Source organism: Kitasatospora sp. NPDC004272 (assembly GCF_053603035.1).
In genome coordinates, this window is record NZ_JBSGET010000093.1 from 1 (window position 1) to 16,592 (window position 16,592).

Annotated in this window: 16 protein-coding genes; 6 read left to right on the forward strand and 10 right to left on the reverse strand. The window is 75.8% G+C overall.

From position 1 onward, the window contains the following. Window positions 1-514, reverse strand: a 514-nt coding sequence (locus ACWEO5_RS25675; protein WP_452164614.1) for an FtsB family cell division protein, incomplete at its 3' end; no start/stop codon positions are given. 126 nt (window positions 515-640) lie between these two features. Then, window positions 641-1,609 (reverse strand): 16S rRNA (cytosine(1402)-N(4))-methyltransferase RsmH, encoded by a 969-nt coding sequence (gene rsmH, locus ACWEO5_RS25680; protein ID WP_452164615.1) that lies wholly within the window; start codon window positions 1,607-1,609, stop codon window positions 641-643. 715 nt (window positions 1,610-2,324) lie between these two features. Here rsmH and ACWEO5_RS25685 point away from each other — a divergent pair. The 3 genes from ACWEO5_RS25685 to ACWEO5_RS25695 are packed head-to-tail and all read left to right on the forward strand — an operon-like array spanning window position 2,325 to window position 7,019. Beyond that, the gene (locus tag ACWEO5_RS25685) at window positions 2,325-3,272 is read left to right on the forward strand and encodes an AAA family ATPase (RefSeq protein WP_452164636.1); all 948 of its coding nucleotides are present in this window, start codon (window positions 2,325-2,327) and stop codon (window positions 3,270-3,272) included. 1 nt (window position 3,273) lies between these two features. After that, on the forward strand, window positions 3,274-4,599 hold the full coding sequence (locus ACWEO5_RS25690; protein WP_452164616.1) for a DUF58 domain-containing protein: 1,326 nt from the start codon (window positions 3,274-3,276) through the stop codon (window positions 4,597-4,599). Next, entirely contained in the window at window positions 4,596-7,019 is a 2,424-nt protein-coding gene (locus ACWEO5_RS25695) for a transglutaminase family protein (RefSeq protein WP_452164617.1), read from the forward strand. The genes ACWEO5_RS25690 and ACWEO5_RS25695 overlap by 4 nt, the downstream gene beginning before the upstream one ends. A gap of 102 nt (window positions 7,020-7,121) precedes the next feature. On the opposite strand, the gene ACWEO5_RS25700 is transcribed toward ACWEO5_RS25695, so the two are convergent. The 3 genes from ACWEO5_RS25700 to ACWEO5_RS25710 form a co-directional block, all read right to left on the reverse strand. Then, complete coding sequence (locus tag ACWEO5_RS25700) at window positions 7,122-7,499, reverse strand: DUF3040 domain-containing protein (RefSeq protein WP_033216855.1); 378 nt, start codon at window positions 7,497-7,499, stop codon at window positions 7,122-7,124. Between the two features lie 229 nt (window positions 7,500-7,728). Beyond that, window positions 7,729-8,481, reverse strand: a complete 753-nt coding sequence (locus tag ACWEO5_RS25705) for a methyltransferase domain-containing protein (protein ID WP_452164618.1) — start codon at window positions 8,479-8,481, stop codon at window positions 7,729-7,731. A gap of 117 nt (window positions 8,482-8,598) precedes the next feature. Then, on the reverse strand, window positions 8,599-9,099 hold the full coding sequence (locus ACWEO5_RS25710; RefSeq protein WP_452164619.1) for an SAV_6107 family HEPN domain-containing protein: 501 nt from the start codon (window positions 9,097-9,099) through the stop codon (window positions 8,599-8,601). A gap of 482 nt (window positions 9,100-9,581) precedes the next feature. Between ACWEO5_RS25710 and ACWEO5_RS25715 the strand changes: the two genes are divergently transcribed. Both ACWEO5_RS25715 and ACWEO5_RS25720 read left to right on the forward strand, forming a co-directional pair. Further along, window positions 9,582-10,193: a DUF4126 domain-containing protein gene (locus tag ACWEO5_RS25715; protein ID WP_452164620.1), complete on the forward strand. Its 612-nt coding sequence runs from the start codon at window positions 9,582-9,584 to the stop codon at window positions 10,191-10,193. Window positions 10,194-10,256: 63 nt separating this feature from the next. Then, window positions 10,257-11,645, forward strand: coding sequence for a phytoene desaturase family protein (locus ACWEO5_RS25720; protein WP_452164621.1), 1,389 nt, complete (start codon window positions 10,257-10,259; stop codon window positions 11,643-11,645). A 7-nt stretch (window positions 11,646-11,652) separates the two neighbouring features. On the opposite strand, the gene ACWEO5_RS25725 is transcribed toward ACWEO5_RS25720, so the two are convergent. Together ACWEO5_RS25725 and metF are read right to left on the reverse strand one after the other, a co-directional pair. After that, window positions 11,653-12,414 carry a hypothetical protein gene (locus ACWEO5_RS25725; RefSeq protein WP_452164622.1) on the reverse strand — a complete coding sequence of 254 codons (762 nt, stop codon included), beginning with the start codon at window positions 12,412-12,414 and terminating at the stop codon, window positions 11,653-11,655. A 211-nt stretch (window positions 12,415-12,625) separates the two neighbouring features. Further along, a complete protein-coding gene (metF, locus tag ACWEO5_RS25730; protein ID WP_452164623.1) occupies window positions 12,626-13,540 on the reverse strand; it encodes a methylenetetrahydrofolate reductase [NAD(P)H] in 915 nt (304 codons plus the stop codon). A gap of 170 nt (window positions 13,541-13,710) precedes the next feature. Between metF and ACWEO5_RS25735 the strand changes: the two genes are divergently transcribed. Then, the gene (locus ACWEO5_RS25735; RefSeq protein ID WP_452164624.1) at window positions 13,711-14,817 is read left to right on the forward strand and encodes a polyprenyl synthetase family protein; all 1,107 of its coding nucleotides are present in this window, start codon (window positions 13,711-13,713) and stop codon (window positions 14,815-14,817) included. 13 nt (window positions 14,818-14,830) lie between these two features. On the opposite strand, the gene ACWEO5_RS25740 is transcribed toward ACWEO5_RS25735, so the two are convergent. The 3 genes from ACWEO5_RS25740 to ACWEO5_RS25750 all read right to left on the reverse strand — a co-directional run bounded on the left by ACWEO5_RS25740 (window position 14,831) and on the right by ACWEO5_RS25750 (window position 16,581). After that, window positions 14,831-15,490 carry a VanZ family protein gene (locus ACWEO5_RS25740; RefSeq protein ID WP_452164625.1) on the reverse strand — a complete coding sequence of 220 codons (660 nt, stop codon included), beginning with the start codon at window positions 15,488-15,490 and terminating at the stop codon, window positions 14,831-14,833. Window positions 15,491-15,583: 93 nt separating this feature from the next. Then, entirely contained in the window at window positions 15,584-16,219 is a 636-nt protein-coding gene (gene thiE / locus ACWEO5_RS25745) for a thiamine phosphate synthase (protein ID WP_344554696.1), read from the reverse strand. Beyond that, the gene (locus ACWEO5_RS25750) at window positions 16,216-16,581 is read right to left on the reverse strand and encodes an Rv2175c family DNA-binding protein (protein ID WP_033216844.1); all 366 of its coding nucleotides are present in this window, start codon (window positions 16,579-16,581) and stop codon (window positions 16,216-16,218) included. Before ACWEO5_RS25750 ends, thiE begins: the two co-directional genes overlap by 4 nt. Between the last annotated feature and the right edge of the window lie 11 nt (window positions 16,582-16,592).

Here is a 16,592-nt window from a genome sequence, read left to right on the forward strand (position 1 = left end):
CCCCGGCGGACGGGCTGGCGGGCGGGGCCGGGGCCAGGTCGATGCCGGGGTCGGCGGGGGACGCGCCCGCGCCCGGCTGGGCGGACCCGGACGCGGACCCGGACGCGGCGGGGTCGGCGGTCGGCTCCGCGGCAGGGGCACCGGAGCCGGAGGCGGAGGCGGAGGCGGAGGCGGAGCCGGAGGGGTCGGCGCTGCTGGGGCGCGGCACCGGCGGCTTGTCCTGGGCGGGCTTGGCGGTGCCGGTGACCGTGCCGTCCGGGTTGAGGAAGGCCGGGTCGCCGCCGGGCACCATGCCGAGCGCGCGGGCCCGCTGCTCCAGCGCGTCGGGGGCGGACTGCTCGGCGATCTGCTGCTGGAGGGTCTGCTGCCGGTCGGTGGCCTCGGTGGTCTGCTTCTTGAGCCGGGCGAGCGTGAACGACCCTTCGTTCAGAGCGGTGTTGAGCATCAGCAGCCCGAGCAGCCCGGCCGACAGCAGGGCGACCACCAGCACCGCGAACGGGGTGCGTCCCCGCATCGAGCGCGCCCCGGGCCGGACGGTGATCCGTGCTCTGCCCCCCTGCCCGGGGACGCTCCCCCGGATCCGCTCGCCGGCCACCGGCACCGCTCCACTCCCCTTCGCTCCGCTGTTCCCGGCGGCTGGCTACCTCCGGGTCCGTCTGATCCTCTCCGCCACCCGCAGCCGCACGGGCGCGGCGCGCCGGTTCTCCTCGATCTCCGCCTCGGTGGCCAGTTCGGCCCCGCGGGTGAGGAGTTTCAGCCAGGGCTGGAGCTCCTCGGGGATCACCGGCAGGCCCGGCGGGGCGGTGGAGGTGGCGCCCGCCTGGAGGTACTGCTTCACCAGGCGGTCCTCCAGCGACTGGTAGGACATCACCACGATCCGGCCGCCCACCGCGAGGGCGTCCAGCGCGCCGGGGATCGCCCGGTCCAGCACCTCCAGCTCGCCGTTGACCTCGATCCGCAGCGCCTGGAAGGTCCGCTTGGCCGGGTTGCCGCCGGTGCGCCGGGTGGCCGCCGGGATGGCGTTGCGGACCAACTCCACAAGACGAGCGCTGTTGGTGAACGGTTCCCGCTCGCGTTCCCGCAGAACGGCGGAGGCAATCTTCCCGGCGAACCGCTCCTCGCCGTAGACCTTGAGGATCCGGGCCAGGTCGCCGTGGCTGTAGGTGTTGAGCACCTCGGCGGCCGAGATGCCGCGGGTCTGGTCCATCCGCATGTCCAGCGGGGCGTCCTGGGCGTAGGCGAAGCCGCGGTCGGCCTCGTCCAGCTGCATCGAGGAGACGCCGAGGTCGAACAGCACGCCCTGCACCTCGGGGACGTCCAACTCGTCGAGGACGCGCGGGATCTCGTCGTACACGGCGTGCACCAGGGTGGCCCGGTCGCCGAACGGGGCGAGCCGCTCGGCGGAGAGCTCCAGGGCCCGCGGGTCGCGGTCGACGGCGATCAGGCGGACGTCCGGGAAGCGGGTCAGCAGGGCCTCGCTGTGGCCGCCCAGGCCCAGGGTGGCGTCCACCACCACGGCGCCGGGCGCCGAGATCGCCGGAGCGAGGGCGTCCAGGCAGCGCTCCAGCATCACCGGGATGTGCCGGGGGGCGGGGCTGTCGGTACTCATACGGGGGCGGGGCCCTTCCTCAGGTGCGGTGTGGCCGGGCCATTCTCGCGCACCGGGCGGGCCGGGCCGCACGCCGCCCGTGGTCCCCGCCCGCTCGCTCGGGGGAAGGAGCGACCGCCCGGCACCGGGGAAGGTGCGCCAGGTGGGCACGGAGCGGGAGGAGGCCGCGGGCTGCGTACGGGGCGGGCCCGGCGCGGAGAGCGGCCGGGCCGCCCGGTCCCCGGGCGCCGTCCGCCGTGCTCCACTGCGCCTGCAGCCTATCGTCCGCGCCCCGCCAGTCAACGCCCCGCTCCGGCGCACCACCCGGGCGGCCGTACCGGTTCGCGCAGGTCGGGCCGGTGGGCGGGGGCCGGCGGGGCCCGCCGGGGGGCGGGGCGCGGGGGGCGGCGGGTGCGCCGGGCGAACCGGGGCGAAGCCGTTCGAACCGCTGCCCGCGGCGGACGGCGGCCGGGCGGCTCCGCGGGATTCCCCGCTCCCGCGGCGAACCGCGGGAGCCCGTACCCCGTCCCAAACCGGGACAGCCTTCGCGTGTCGCCCGGGCGGGTGACTTCTGGCCGTGGGACAGGGAAGAATGCGCCAGGTATTCGGGGTGGGCCGGGCTCGAACCAGCCGCCCGGCGACTGTGCAACATGGGAGCTTACGGGTGACGACCATCAACGGGCAGGGCACGGAGCAGCCGGAGCCGGGCCGCTACGACCGGCGGGAATCAGCCGGGATGGCGGAACTGGCGGCGGTGGTCGACCGGGTCCGGAAGTCCGTGGAAAGCGTGATCGAGGGCAAGCCGGAGGCGGTCCGGATCGCCCTGACGGTGCTCCTCGCCGAGGGCCACCTGTTGCTGGAGGACGTGCCGGGCGTCGGCAAGACCATGCTCGCCAAGGCGCTGGCCCGCTCGGTGGACTGCACGGTGCGCCGGATCCAGTTCACGCCCGACCTGCTGCCGTCCGACGTGACCGGCACCAACGTGTTCGACCAGCACCAGCGCGACTTCGAGTTCCGGCCGGGCGCGATCTTCGCGCAGATCGTGGTCGGCGACGAGATCAACCGGGCCTCGCCGAAGACCCAGTCCGCGCTGCTGGAGTCGATGGAGGAGCGCCAGGTCACCATCGACGGCACCACCCACGGACTGCCCTCGCCGTTCATGGTGATCGCCACCCAGAACCCGGTCGAGATGGAGGGCACCTACGCCCTGCCGGAGGCCCAGCGGGACCGCTTCATGGCCCGGATCTCGATCGGCTACCCCAGCGCCGAGGCCGAGTTCGCGATGCTCGACCTGCACTCCGCGGCCAACCCGCTGGACGACCTGCAGCCGGTCGCGCACGCCTCCGACCTGCTCAAGCTGATCGACCTGGTGAAGACCGTCTACGTCGCCGACCCGGTCCGCCGCTACGCCGTCGACCTGGTCGCCGCCACCCGCACCAGCCCCGAACTGCGGCTCGGCGCCTCCCCCCGGGCCACCCTGCACCTGGTCCGGGCGGCCCGCGCGCACGCCGCCCTGGAGGGCCGCGACTACGTGCTCCCGGACGACATCCAGGTGCTGGCCGCCCCGGTGCTGGCGCACCGCCTGCTGCCGACCTCGGAGACCCAGCTGAGCCGCCGCACGGTCGAGCAGGTCGTGCTCGACCTGGTGGCCCGACTGCCGATCCCGCGCCCGCAGGGCCGCTGAGGTGGCGCGGCCCACCCGCGCCAACGGGGTCCGCGCCGCGCTGCGCGGACTCACCACCCGGGGGCGCTCCTTCCTGGCGGCCGGCGTGACCGCCGCGCTCTGCGCGTTCGCGTTCGGCCAGGCCGCGCTGTTCCAGGTCGGCGTGCTGCTGGCGGTGCTGCCGCTGGCGGCCGCCGGGATGCTGGTGCGCACCCGCTACCGGGTGGCCTCCGGCCGCCGGCTCAGCCCGCACCGGGCCGCGGCCGGCCAGGAGGCCCGGGTGCACCTGCGGCTGGACAACGTCTCCCGGGTGCCCACCGGCCTGCTGCTGCTGGAGGACAAGGTCCCGTACGTGCTGGGCCCGCGCCCGCGCTTCGTGCTGGACCGGGTCGAGCCGCACGGCTTCCGCGAGGTGTCCTACCGGGTCCGCTCGGACCTGCGCGGCCGCTACCCGCTGGGCCCGCTGCAGCTGCGGCTGTCCGACCCGTTCGGGATGTGCGAGCTGACCCGCGCGTTCAGCGCCGCCGACGTGCTCACCGTCGTCCCGCAGGTCCAGGACCTGCCGCCGGTCCGGCTGCCCGGCGAGTCCACCGGGCAGGGCGACTCCAACAGCCACACCCTGGCGCTGGCCGGCGACGACGACGTCATCCCGCGCGAGTACCGGCACGGCGACGACCTGCGCCGGGTGCACTGGAAGTCCACCGCCCGCTACGGCGAGCTGATGGTCCGCCGGGAGGAGCAGCCGCTGCAGGCCCGCGCCACCGTGCTGCTGGACACCCGGGAGACCGCGCACCGCGGCTCCGGCCCGGCCTCCTCGTTCGAGTGGGCGGTGTCCTGCGCCGCCTCGGTCGCGGTCGACCTGGTGCAGCGCGGCTACCGCACCCGGCTGCTCACCGACACCGGCCGCTCGGTGCCCGACCCCGGCGTGGGCGGCGGCACCGGTGCCGCCGAGTCCGTCGGCATGCTGCTGGACGCGCTGGCCGTGGTCGAGCTCTCCGACGCCGGCACCCTGGCCCGCGCCGAGGAGGTGCTGCGCCTGGGCGGCGAGGGCCTGCTGGTCGCGGTCGTCGGCGAGCTGGACGAGGAGCAGGTGGAGCGGCTGGCCCGGCTGCGCCGGCGCACCGGCGGCGCCGTCGTCCTGCTGCTGGACACCGGCACCTGGTCCGGCCTGCGGCACCTGCTGCCGGAGACCGCGGACGCGCAGGTCGAGGCCCGGGTGGCCAGGCTGCGCGAGTCCGGCTGGACCGTGCTGCCGGTGCGGGCCGGCGACTCGCTGCCCGCCCTGTGGCGGGCCGCCGACCGCACCCAGAACAACTCCGTTCCCTACCGAGACGAGGTCGGCGCTTGACCACCCGGGCCAAGTTGACGCTCTGCGCGGCCCTGGCCACCGCCCTGGCCGCGCTCTGCCTGTCCCCGCTGTTCCAGGACGCCGCCGCGCTGGCCCCGCACTGGCTGCTGATGGTCGCCGTCGCGGCCGGGGCCGGGGCCGGGCTGCGCGCCCTGCCGCTGCCCCGGGCCCTGGTGCCGCCGCTGCAGCTGGTCGTGGTGCTGTACGTGCTGCTGCTCACCAGCGTGCAGTCCTCGATGAGCTTCGGCCTGCTGCCCGGTCCGGGCGCGCTGGACGCGGTCTCCTCGCTGCTGACCCAGGGCGGCACCGACGTCCAGGAGTACGCGATCCCCGCCCCGGCCACCGACGGCCTGCGGCTGATCGTGGTCGGCTCGGTGGCCCTGGTGGCCGTGCTGGTCGACGCGCTGGCGGTCACCTACCGCCGGGCCGCGGCCGCGGGCCTGCCGCTGCTCGCCCTGTACTCGGTGGCCGGCGGCCTGGCCGACTCGCCGGGGAGCCTGTGGCTGTGGTTCCTGCTCGCGGCGGCGGGCTACCTGGGCCTGCTGTACGTCGAGGGCCAGGACCGGCTGACCCGCTGGGGCCGGGTCTTCCACGGCACCGGCCGCTCCGCCGTGGCGCTGTCCAACGGCGGCCGCCGGATCGGCGTGATCGCGCTGGCCGCCGCCGTGCTGCTGCCGGTGTTCGTCCCGGCGGTCGGCACCGGCCTGTTCGGCGACCTGGGCAACCACGACAGCCGGGGCGGCGGCGGCGGGAACGGCGGGAGCGACGAGCGTTCGCTGAACCTGGTCGTCGCGCTCACCGCCAACCTGCGCTCCAGCGACGACACCGAGCTGCTGACCTTCTCCACCGACTCGCCCGACGTCGACCAGCTCTACCTGCGGATCGCCGAGCTCAGCGAGTTCAACGGCGAGGAGTGGCTGACCGGCCGGCAGGACCTGCAGCCGATCCCGACCACCGTGCCGGGCCCCGAGGGCCTGCTGCCGAACCTCCCGACCACCTCGGTCCGCACCACCGTCACGGTCTCCGACCGGCTGAGCACCGCCTGGCTGCCGATGCCCTACCCGATGTCCTGGGTGGAGCTGCCGTCCACCACCGACTGGCGCTTCGACCCGGTCGGACGCACCGTGAGCGGCGTGAACGGCCAGAAGAGCAAGGGGATGACCTACTCGGTCGGCTCGGTGTCGGTCAACGCCACCGCGGCCCAGCTGCGCGCCGCCGGGGCCCCGCCCGCCGACATCAGCAAGCGCTACCTGGGCCTGCCGTCCAACCTGCCGGCGGTGGTCGCCGACACCGCCCGGGACGTCACCAGGGGCAAGACCACCCCGTACGACCAGGCCGTCGCCCTGCAGCAGTACTTCACCAGCGGCGGGTTCACCTACAACACCAAGATCGACTCGCGCACCGGGCCGGACGCCATCGCCAAGTTCCTCCAGGACAAGGAGGGCTTCTGCGTCCACTTCGCCGCCACCATGGCCGCGATGTCCCGCTCGCTGGGCATCCCGGCCCGGGTCGCGATCGGCTTCACCCCGGGCAGCGGCAACGGCAGCGACCGGGTGGTGCGCAGCTCCAACTACCACGCCTGGCCCGAGCTGTACTTCAACGGCTACGGCTGGATGCGCTTCGAGCCGACCCCGAACCGGGGCACCACCCCGCTGTACTCCGTGCAGCAGACCGCGCCCACCAGCGCGCCGAGCACCGCGCCCACCAGCGCCGCGCCGAGCGCGCAGCCCTCCGCCCAGCCGTCCGCCTCCAGCAGCTGCCCCCCGCAGCAGCACCAGCTGGGCGACTGCGGCGACGAGAGCGCGGTGGTCGAGCACCGGACCGTCGAGACGTCCTGGTGGCGGAGCTGGCCGGCCCTGCTGACCGTGCTGGGCGTCCTGGTGGTGCTGGCGGCGCTGTCCTTCCCGATGTTCTGGCGCGCCGGGCTGCGCCGCCGCCGCCTCGGCGCCGGCCGCCACCAGCCCGGCGCCGACGGGCCGCGGCTGACCGACGAGCAGGTGCTCGCCGCCTGGGCCGAACTCGTCGACTCCGCCTGGGACCTGGGCATCCCGCCGGACGAGGCCCGCACCCCGGGCAACGCGGTGCGCCGGCTGGCCGCGGACGTCCGGCTCGACCCGGAATCGGCGGCCGCCGCGGGCCGGGTCGCCCTCGCCACCGAGCGGGTGATGTACGCCCGCGAGTCCGACGCGCCCCCGCACCTGGGGGCCGACGTCCGCACCGCCCGCGAGGCGCTGCTGGTCCGCGCCACCCGGACCCGGCGGCTGCGCGCGCTGCTGCTGCCCGCCTCCGCGGTGCGGCTGTGGTGGCGCGCCCAGGACCGGGCCGCGGCCCGCCGGGAGCGCACGGCCGAACGGGTGGCGGCGGTCCGGGCCGCGCTGGCCGGGCCGTTCCGGCGGCTGCGCCGCAAGAAGCGGGGGTAGCCCCCGGCACGCAGAGATCCGCCCTGGGAGGGGAGCCCTCCCAGGGCGGATCACGTTCTGCCGGTCACGCGGTGCTGATCACCTGGTGTCGGAGGATCGCTGCTACAGGCCGCTCTGTTCGTCGCGGCGCCGCTGCCAGCGCTGTTCCATTCGGTCCACGACGCCGGACTTCCGGCGTGGCGCTGCCGCCTGTCGTGGGCCGTGCCCGGCCGGGCCGCGGCGCCACGCGGTGACCGCGAGGACCGCACAACCGAGCATCACCAGGAACCCGATCACACTGACCCAGATGACCTGCGCGACCAGGCCGCCCATGAGCAGCGCGATGCCTGCCACGAACCCCGCCACGGCCAGGTAGACCCGCCGACGGGTGTAGGTGTGCAGGCCGGTTCCCTCGAGCGCTGACGCGAACTTGGGATCTTCGGCGTACAGCGCTCGCTCCATCTGCTCGAGCAGTCGCTGCTCGTGCTCCGAGAGCGGCACGGAGTCCTCCTACTCGTCGGTCGCGGGGCGACCGGTCCGCCACCCCTGGCTCGGGCCTGTGTGGTCCATATGCCCCACCGGTCTGGCCGTCATGCTTACCGGCTTTACCCAGATCATACGGTCCACGGCCGCGGTTCGGCGTGGTCAATCAGGCGTGGTGCGGGCCACCGCGTCGGCGGCCCGCACCCCTGCAACGAGCCAGGGGCCCGCTTGGTGCCCCCCGCGGGGGTCAGATCACCTCGGCGAGCAGGTGCAGCTGGGTGGCGACGGCGTGGAAGGCGGGCTGCTCGGCGGCCGCGAGTTCGAGCTTGAGCAGGGCGTCGAGCGCGCCGGGCTCGGTGTCGACCAGGACGCCGGGGACCAGGTCGGCGAAGACCCGGATGCCGTGCACGGAGGAGACCCGCAGCCCGGCGGCGGCGGCCAGCGCGTCCAGCTGCTCGCCGGTGAAGCGGCGGGGCATCGGGTCGCCGGCGCCCCAGCGGCCGTCGGCGGCGCCCAGCGCGGTGCGGGCCTCGGTGAACTGCCCGGCCACCGCGCGGGCCAGCACCGCGCCGTTGCGGTTGGCGGCGAGCAGGCTGACCAGGCCGCCCTCGCCGAGGGTGCCCACCAGGTTGCCGAGCGCCTCGGCGGGGTCGTCGACAACCTCCAGGACGCCGTGGCAGAGCACCGCGTCGACCGACCCGGCCGGGACCAGCTCGGGCAGGGTCTGGGTGTCGCCCTGGACGGCCCGGACCAGCTCGGTGACGCCCGCCTCGGCGGCCCGGCGCTCCAGCGCGAACAGCGCGTCCGGGCTGGGGTCGACCACGGTCACCCGGTGGCCGAGCCGGGCCACCGGCACGGCGAAGTTGCCGGTGCCGCCGCCGGTGTCGACGACCTCCAGGACCGGCCGTCCGAGCGCGGCGGAGCGCCGCTCCAGCGCCTCCCGCACCACCTCCCACACCACGGCGGTACGCAGCGCACTGCGGGGACGAGTCGGATACAAGGCGGCACCCCTCTTGGCAGGTCTTCCGCGTGGCGGTTCTTCCACGGCGGGAACGCCTCCCACCTTAGACCGACCGGTGCCGGCGCAGGGCGCGGCGCCGGGCGGCGGGAGCGGGGTTCAGGGGTGCAGGGCCAGGATCCGCTCCACGATGCGCAGGTACAGGGCGGTGTTGCGGATCAGGTCGTCCGCGTCCCGCTCGCCGGCGGCGCCGACGATGCCCGCCTCGGCGGCCGCGCGGCGGCGCGCCCCGGCCGCGAAGTAGGCGGCCCACTCGGCGAGTTCGGGAGCGACCTCGGGCAGCAGCTCCCAGGCCGGGCGGATCGCCTGGCGGCGGCGCGGGCCCCCCACCGGGCGGCCGCGGACGGCGAGCACGGCGGCGGTGGCGCGCAGCGCGGCGAGGTGGGCGGTGGCGTAGCGCTCCAGCGGGTCCTGCCGGCCGCGGGCGTGCACCAGGGTGCGGTGCGCGTGCCGGAGCAGTTCGAGCGTGGCCGGCGGCGCGGCGGCGCGGCGCAGCACCGGGTGGGCGTCGGCCCCGCGGGAGGTGGGCAGGGTGGGTTGCTCGACGGCGGGTTGATCGACGGCAGGGCGGGCGACAGGCTCAGGACGGCTGATGGTCATGGGTCTCCCCCGTTCACTCCGGACCTTGCCCGGACCGGTCGGTCCGCGCATGCATCCATCGTGAACGGGGGGTCTGACAACCCGGGGTCCCCCGACCCCGATCCGTCGTCCCCCGCGGCCGGCCTCCCCGGAACTCCCCCCCGGGGGGAGGGGCCCGGACTCCGCCGCCCCGTGTCGGCGGTGTCCGGGCCCCTCGTTCCGGCCGCTGGTCGCGCTCCGGGCCGTGGTGTCGGCCGTCGCTCCCCCTGACCGGCGGCCTGACCCCGAGCGCTCCGGGCGGCTCCGCCCGGCGGCGGCCTTCCCGGTGCCCCCTACTCTGCCGCCGCGCGGGGCCCGCGGGTATCCGTGCGGGTACTCAACCGGTGATCTGAGTACGGATACTCAGTCCCCCCGTCCGGCCGCCCTCCCCCGCCGCGGGCCGGGCCGGGTACGGTGTGCGCGTCCCGCCCGAGGTCCGGGCGGACGCCTGGAGGGGGGCCGACGTGGGGGCCGTTCCGCTGATCTTCACCAGCGGCTGGGCGAGCGGGATCAACGCGTACGCCGTGGTCCTGCTGCTCGGCCTGTTCGGCCGCTTCGGCGGGGCCGACTCGGTGCCGCCGGTGCTGGGGCGCACCGACGTGCTGCTCGCCGCCGGGCTGCTGTTCCTGTGCGAGGCGGTGCTCGACAAGGTCCCGTACGTGGACACCGTCTGGGACGCGGTGCACACCGTGGTCCGTCCGATCGCGGGCGCGACGGTCGGCGCGCTGCTGGCCGCCCACGACCCGGGCTCGCTGGGCGAGGTCGCGGCGGGCGCGGTCGGCGGGACGACGGCCCTGGTCAGCCACTGCGTCAAGGCGGGCCTGCGGATGGCCGTCAACACCTCGCCCGAACCGGCCTCCAACATCCTGCTGAGCCTCGCCGAGGACCTCGCGGTGGCCGGCCTGGTCACCCTGGCGATCTTCCACCCCTGGCTGGCCGCCTCGGCCGCCGCCGTCCTGCTGGCCCTCGGCGTGCTGCTGGTGTGGTTCGCGGTCACCCGGATCCGGCGGTTCTGGCTGCGCCGCAGGGAGCGCCGGGCGCTCCGGCGGGCCGGGGGCGCGGTGGCGGCGGGGTAGGGACGGGCCGGGGGCGGTGGCGGCGGGCGGAGCGGTGGGCCCGGGCGCATAGGATCTGCTGCCATGGCTCGGATCATCGTCGTCGGCGCAGGCATGGGCGGTCTGGCCGCCGCTTCCCGGTTGGCCACCCTCGGACACCGGGTGACGGTGCTGGAGGCGGCCGGGACGCACGGCGGGCAGGTGGGGTCGTACCGGCGGGAGGGGTTCGGGTTCGACACCGGGCCGGGGCTGCTCGCGCTGCCCGCCGTCTACCGGGACCTGGCGCTGAAGACCGGGCGGGAGCCGCTGGAACGGCTGGTCGGGCTGCGGCCGGTGGACCCGGAGAGCCGGCACCTGTTCCCGGACGGCACCGGACTGCTGCTGCCGAACGCCTCCCGGGGCGGGGTCGGCCAGGCGCTGGACGCCGCGTTCGGGGCGGGCAGCGGCGCCCGCTGGGGCGAACTGCTCAACCGGGGCCGCACGGTCTGGGAGGCCACCCGCCGTCCGCTGCTGGAGGAGCCGCGCCCGGCGGTCGACCCGGCCGACCCGTACCCGGCGCCGCCGCGCCGCGGCCTGTCCCGGCTGCTGCCGCGCGGCCGGCCGACCCTCGCGGACGCGGCCCGCGAGCTGGGCGGCGGGCCGGGCCCGGCGGCGCTGCTCGGCGAGTACGCGCTGCGCTACGGGCTGGACCCGCGGACCGCGCCCGCCTCGGCGACCGTGCTGCCGTACATGGAGCAGTCGTTCGGCGTCTGGTACGTCGACGGCGGCCTGCGGGCGCTCGCCGACGCGGTGTTCGAGCGGTGCGGCGAGCGCGGCGCGGAGTTCCGCTTCGACACCCCCGTGCGGGCCCTGGAACTCGACGGCGAGCGGGTGGTGGGCGTGCGCACGGACGAGGGGGTGCTGGCCGCGGACGCGGTGCTCTCCGCCGTGCCCGGCCTGGGCGTCACCGCGCCCGCCGACCCCGCGCCGGGCCGCTTCACCGTGCTGCTCGCCCTGGACGGCGCCCGCCCCGCGGACACCGCGCACCGCACCGTGGTGCACGCCGCGGACCCGGACGCCGAGGCCCGCGCGGTGTTCACCGACCGCACGCTGCCGCCGCGCCCCACCGTGCAGGTGCTCCGCCCGGACGACCCCGCGCTCGTCCCCGGCCCGGACGCGGAGGCCGCCGTGCTGACCGTCACCGTGCCCGCCGGCCTCACCCTCACCGCGGCCGAACAGGACGCCTACGCCGGGGAGTTGCTCGCCCACCTGGCCGCCGCCGGACTCGACCTGCGCCCCCGGCTGCGCTGGCGCGAGACCCGGCTGACCGCCACCGTCCCGCCCCCCTCGCTGGCCGGCGGGCACCTCGCCCAGGCCAACGGGCCGACCCGGCCGGGCCTGTACCTGATCGGCGCGCACGCCCACCCCGGCGGCGGGCTGGCCCGGGTCGGCATGTCCGCCTCGATCACCGCCGGACTGCTCGGCCCGGCCTGACGGGGCGTCAGTACTGCTGCTGGTAGTACCAGTCGTGGTCCTGCTGCGGCTGCGGCGGGACGTACGGCTGCTGGTACTGCTGCCGGGTGTAGGGGTCCTGGTAGACCGGCTGCCCGTACTGGTCGTAGCCGATCAGCTGCAACTGCGGCTGCTGGGGCTGGAGTTGCTGGGGCTGCGGCTGGGCGTACTGCTGCTGGTAGCCGTAGTCCTGCTGGTAGCCGTACTGCGGCTGCGGCGGGACCTGGTAGGCGGCCTGCTCCTGGACGTAGACGCCCGCGTCGAGCTGCTGGAACTCCTCGTACCCGGCCGACTGCGCGTCGTACGGCGCGTGAGGGGCGTACGGGTCGTGGCTGCCGCCGAAGTCGCGGTGGTCGGCGGACTCGTCCTCGACCGGGCCGACCTCGCCGACCGGCGCCACCGGCTGCGCGGCGACGGCCTCGGCGGCCGTCCCGCCGGTCGCGGCGGACAGCAGCGGGACCTTCGCCAGCGGGCCGGGCAGCCGGCCGTCGGAGCGGCGCAGCGACCAGCCCACCGGGCGGCCGCGCTTGACCGAGTTGGTCACCATCAGCTGGCCGAGCCCGAACCCGGCGGCGCCCGCCACTATCGCCGCCACCGAGGAGGAGAGCATCCCGGCGACCACGCCCAGGAACCCCAGCAGCGCGAGCGCCCGCCAGTGCAGCGGGGCGCGGTTCTGCAGCAGCAGTTCGGCCGTCAGCCAGAGCGCGACCAGGCCGAGCGCGCCGTAGAGGAGCAGGTACCCGATGCCCATCCCCGCAACCTCCAGACGCCACCATCACCGCGCGGTTGCGGGCGACTGTACAGCCTCCGGGCGAACACCACCTCATCCCGGACGCCCCCACGAGCCCCAGGCCCCAGGCCCCGCGCAGCGGCCTCCGACCGCCCGGCAAGCCCCGCGCAGCGGTCAGCGGGCACGGAGACACCCCGCGCAGCGAGTCCTGGCGGCGCCCCCGCGCAGCGGGTCAGCGGGTGTGCAGGCCGAGGTTCTGGTAGATCTCCAGCGTCGAGGTGGAGTGGTTCAGCGTGATGAAGTGCAGGCCCGGGGCGCCCTCCGCGAGGAGGCGCTCGGCCATGCTGGTGGCGTGCTCCAGGCCGACGGCGCGGACGGCGGCCGGGTCGTCGACGACGGCCTCCAGCTTGCGGCGGAAGTCGTCCGGGAAGGCGGAGCCGGACAGCTGCGGGAAGCGCACCAGTTGGCGGCTGTTGGTGACCGGCATGATCTCCGGGATGATCGGCGTCTCGCAGCCGGCCGCGGCGACCCGGTCGCGCAGCCGCAGGTAGTCCTCGACCTCGAAGAACATCTGGGTGATCGCGTAGTCGGCGCCGGCCCGGCACTTGGCGACGAAGTGCCGGATGTCGTCGTCCCAGCTCTCCGAGCGCGGGTGCATCTGCGGGAAGGCCGCGACGCCGACGCAGAAGTCGCCGATGCCCTTGATGAGTTCGACGAGTTCGGCGGCGTAGCTGACGCCCTCGGGGTGGCGCACCCACTCGCCCATCGGGTCGCCGGGCGGGTCGCCGCGGACCGCGAGGACGTTGCGCACGTTCTGGTCGGCGTACTGGCCGATGATGTTGCGCAGCTCGGCGACCGAGTGGTCGACGGCGGTGAGGTGGGCGACGGGGGTGAGGGTGGTCTCGGTGGCGATCCGGCCGACCAGGTCGACGGTGCGGCCGCGCGAGGAGCCGCCCGCGCCGTACGTCATGCAGACGAAGTTGGGTTCCAGGGATTCGACGCGGCGGATCGCGTCCCAGAGCTTGCGCTCGCCGTCCTCGTTGCGCGGCGGCATGAATTCGAAGGAGAAGGAGCGGTCGCCGGCGGCCAGCAGGTCGCGCACGGTCTGTGCGCGGTCGCTTCTGGTGGAGGGGATCCCGAGTGCCATGCAGGAAGGTTATCCGTCGGCGGCTCGGCGCGGACAAACGCCGTCCACCGGCTGAGACGCCACTTGAGATTTTCGGCCGAACGGTTCAGGGCCGCCGGGCGGCGGGTGGAACGGGCCACCCCGGCCGGAGCGTTAATCTGACTGTCAGCCCCCTCGATCCGGAGTCTCAGGTGCCCTCCTCCATCCGTCTTCCCCGCAACCCCGTCGACGCGGAGGACGTGCGCGACCGCGTGAACCGCACCCTCGGCACGTTCATGGTCGAGCGGACGGCCCTGCTCTCCGGGATCTCCGACCAGCTCGGCCCGGTCGCCGACGCGCTGCGCGACTTCCTGCTCGACGGCGGCAAGCGGCTGCGCCCGGCGTTCTGCTACTGGGGGTGGCGGGCGGCCGGCGGCGCCGCCGACGAGCCCGGGATCGAGCGCGCGGCGGCGGCGCTGGAGCTGCTGCAGGCCAGCGCCCTGGTGCACGACGACCTGATGGACCGCAGCGACACCCGGCGCGGCCTGCCCGCCGTCCACCGCCGCTTCGAGAACCTGCACCGGGCCGGCGGCTGGCGCGGCGACCGCGAGCAGTACGGGGCGTCCGCCGCGGTGCTGCTCGGCGACCTGCTGCTGATCTGGTGCGACGAGCTGTTCCAGCGCTCGGGGCTGCCGGTGGCCGCCGTGTCGGCCGCCAAGCCCGCCTTCGACCTGATGCGCACCGAGGTCATGCTCGGCCAGTACCTGGACGTGCTGGAGCCGGTCGCGGGCGACTCCGCCGACGACGGGGCGGTCGACCGGGCCCGGACCGTCCTGCACTACAAGTCCGCGAAGTACACCATCGAGCGGCCGCTCCAGGTCGGCGCGCTGCTGGCCGGGGCCGCCCCCGGCCTGGTCGACGCCCTCGGGAACTTCGGCCTGCCGCTGGGCGAGGCGTTCCAGCTCCGCGACGACCTGCTGGGCGTCTTCGGCGACCCCGCCGTCACCGGCAAGCCGGCCGGCGACGACCTGCGCGAGGGCAAGCGCACCCTGCTGGTCGCGCACGCCGTGCGCGGCCTGGGCCGGGCCGACGCCGCCCACCTGGACGCCCGGCTCGGCGCCCCCGACCTGGACGCCGACGAGATCGCCGAACTGCGCGACCTGATCACCCTCAGCGGCGCCCCCGGCCTGGTCGAGGCCCGGATCGACGCACTGCTCACCGAGGCGCTGGACGCCCTGGACGCGGCCCCGGTCGCCGACGGCCCGACCCGCGAGGTGCTCCGGGCGCTGGCCGACGCCGCGACGGTCCGCAAGTACTGACGGAGGGCCCGGGTCAGGCCCTCCGCCACCAGCGGCGCGCGGCCAGCGCGGCCAGCGCCGCCCCGCCCGCGTTCAGCAGCACGTCGTCGACCGAGGAGACCCGGTCCAGCCGCAGCGCGTACTGGGCCGCCTCCACCAGCACCGAGCAGGCCGCGCCGAGCGCCAGCACCCGCCACACCGAGGCGAACGCCGCGAACCGCACCGGGAGCAGGAAGCCCAGCGCCGCGAACACCAGCATGTTGCCGACGATCTGGGCCACCGCGGTGGCGGGCGGGCCGGCGGCGACGATCTCCGCGACGTCGTGCAGCGGCACCAGGTTGACCCGGCGGCGCGGGCCGCCCGGGTCGACGCCCGGCAGCAGGATCATCCACACCCAGGGCGCCGTCCCGTAGACCGCGCCGACCTCGGCCAGCGCCGAGCGCCGCGCCCACCCCGGCTCCGCCCCGGCCGCCCGGCGGCGGCGGGCCAGCGCCCAGACCGCCAGCACCGCCACCGGCAGGGCGGCCGCGGCCAGGAAGACGATCCCGTTGACCGTGCCGACCCAGCCGTTCCACCCGGCGCGGTGGCCGCCCAGCGGGCGCTGGGCCAGGAAGGCGACGACGGCGGCGCCGAGCAGCGCCGGAACGAGCAGGGCCGCCCGGCGGGCCCGGCGGGCGGGCGCGGTGAGGTTCATGCCTGCACGGAGTGCGAACCGCGCGCGTACGGTTCCCGGCCGGGGGCGGGGCTCCTCCCGGGAACCGGCGCAGGAGCGTCCCGCCCGGAGGGCCTAGCGCAGGCGGGCGGCCAGGGCGGCGGCCGCTGCGGCCGGGTCCTCGGCGGCGGTGAGGGCGCGGACCACGACGATCCGGGTGGCGCCCGCGTCGAGGACCTGCTGGAGGTTGTCCTGGTCGATGCCGCCGATGGCGAACCAGGGGCGCTCGGGGCGCCGCGCGGCGGCGTAGCGGACCAGGTCGAGGCCGGGGGCGTGGCGGCCGGGCTTGGTCGGGGTGGGCCAGACCGGGCCGGTGCAGAAGTAGTCGACGCCGGGTTCGGTGAGCGCGGTGTCGACCTCGCCCTCGGCGTGGCAGGAGCGGCCGATCAGCACGTCCTCGCCGAGGATGCGCCGGGCGACGGCCACCGGGAGGTCGTCCTGGCCGAGGTGCAGCACGTCGGGGCGGGCCCCGTACGCGACGTCGGCGCGGTCGTTGACGGCGAGCAGCTTGCCGTGGCGGCGGGCCGCGTCGGCGAAGACCTCCAGGTGGGCCAGTTCCTGCTTGGCCTCCAGGCCCTTGTCGCGGAGCTGGACGATGTCGACGCCGCCGCCGAGCACCGCGTCCAGGAACTCGGGCAGGTCGCCCTGCTCGCGGCGGGCGTCGGTGCAGAGGTAGAGCCGGGCGTCCGCCAGGCGCTCCCGGGCCGTCACAGGGCCATGGCCTGGGCGCGGCGCTTGACCTCGGTGCCGCGGTTCTCGCGCAGGGCCTGGATCGGGCTGCCGGGCAGGGAGTCGTCCTCGGTGAACATCCACTCCAGGATCTCCTGGTCGGAGAACCCGCAGTCGCGCAGCACGGTGAGGGTGCCGACCAGGTGCTTGACCGGGCCGTCGTCCTCGATGAAGTCGGCGGGGACCTGGAGGGACTTGTTGGGGCCGCGGCGGACCGCCAGCAGGGTGCGGTTGCGCACCATGTCACGGACCTCGGTGATCACCACGCCCCACCGCTCCGAGATGTCGGGCAGGTACAGCCAGGCAGGGACCAGGGCGTCAATCTTGGGATCAATCTCGCTCACGCCCCCAGCCT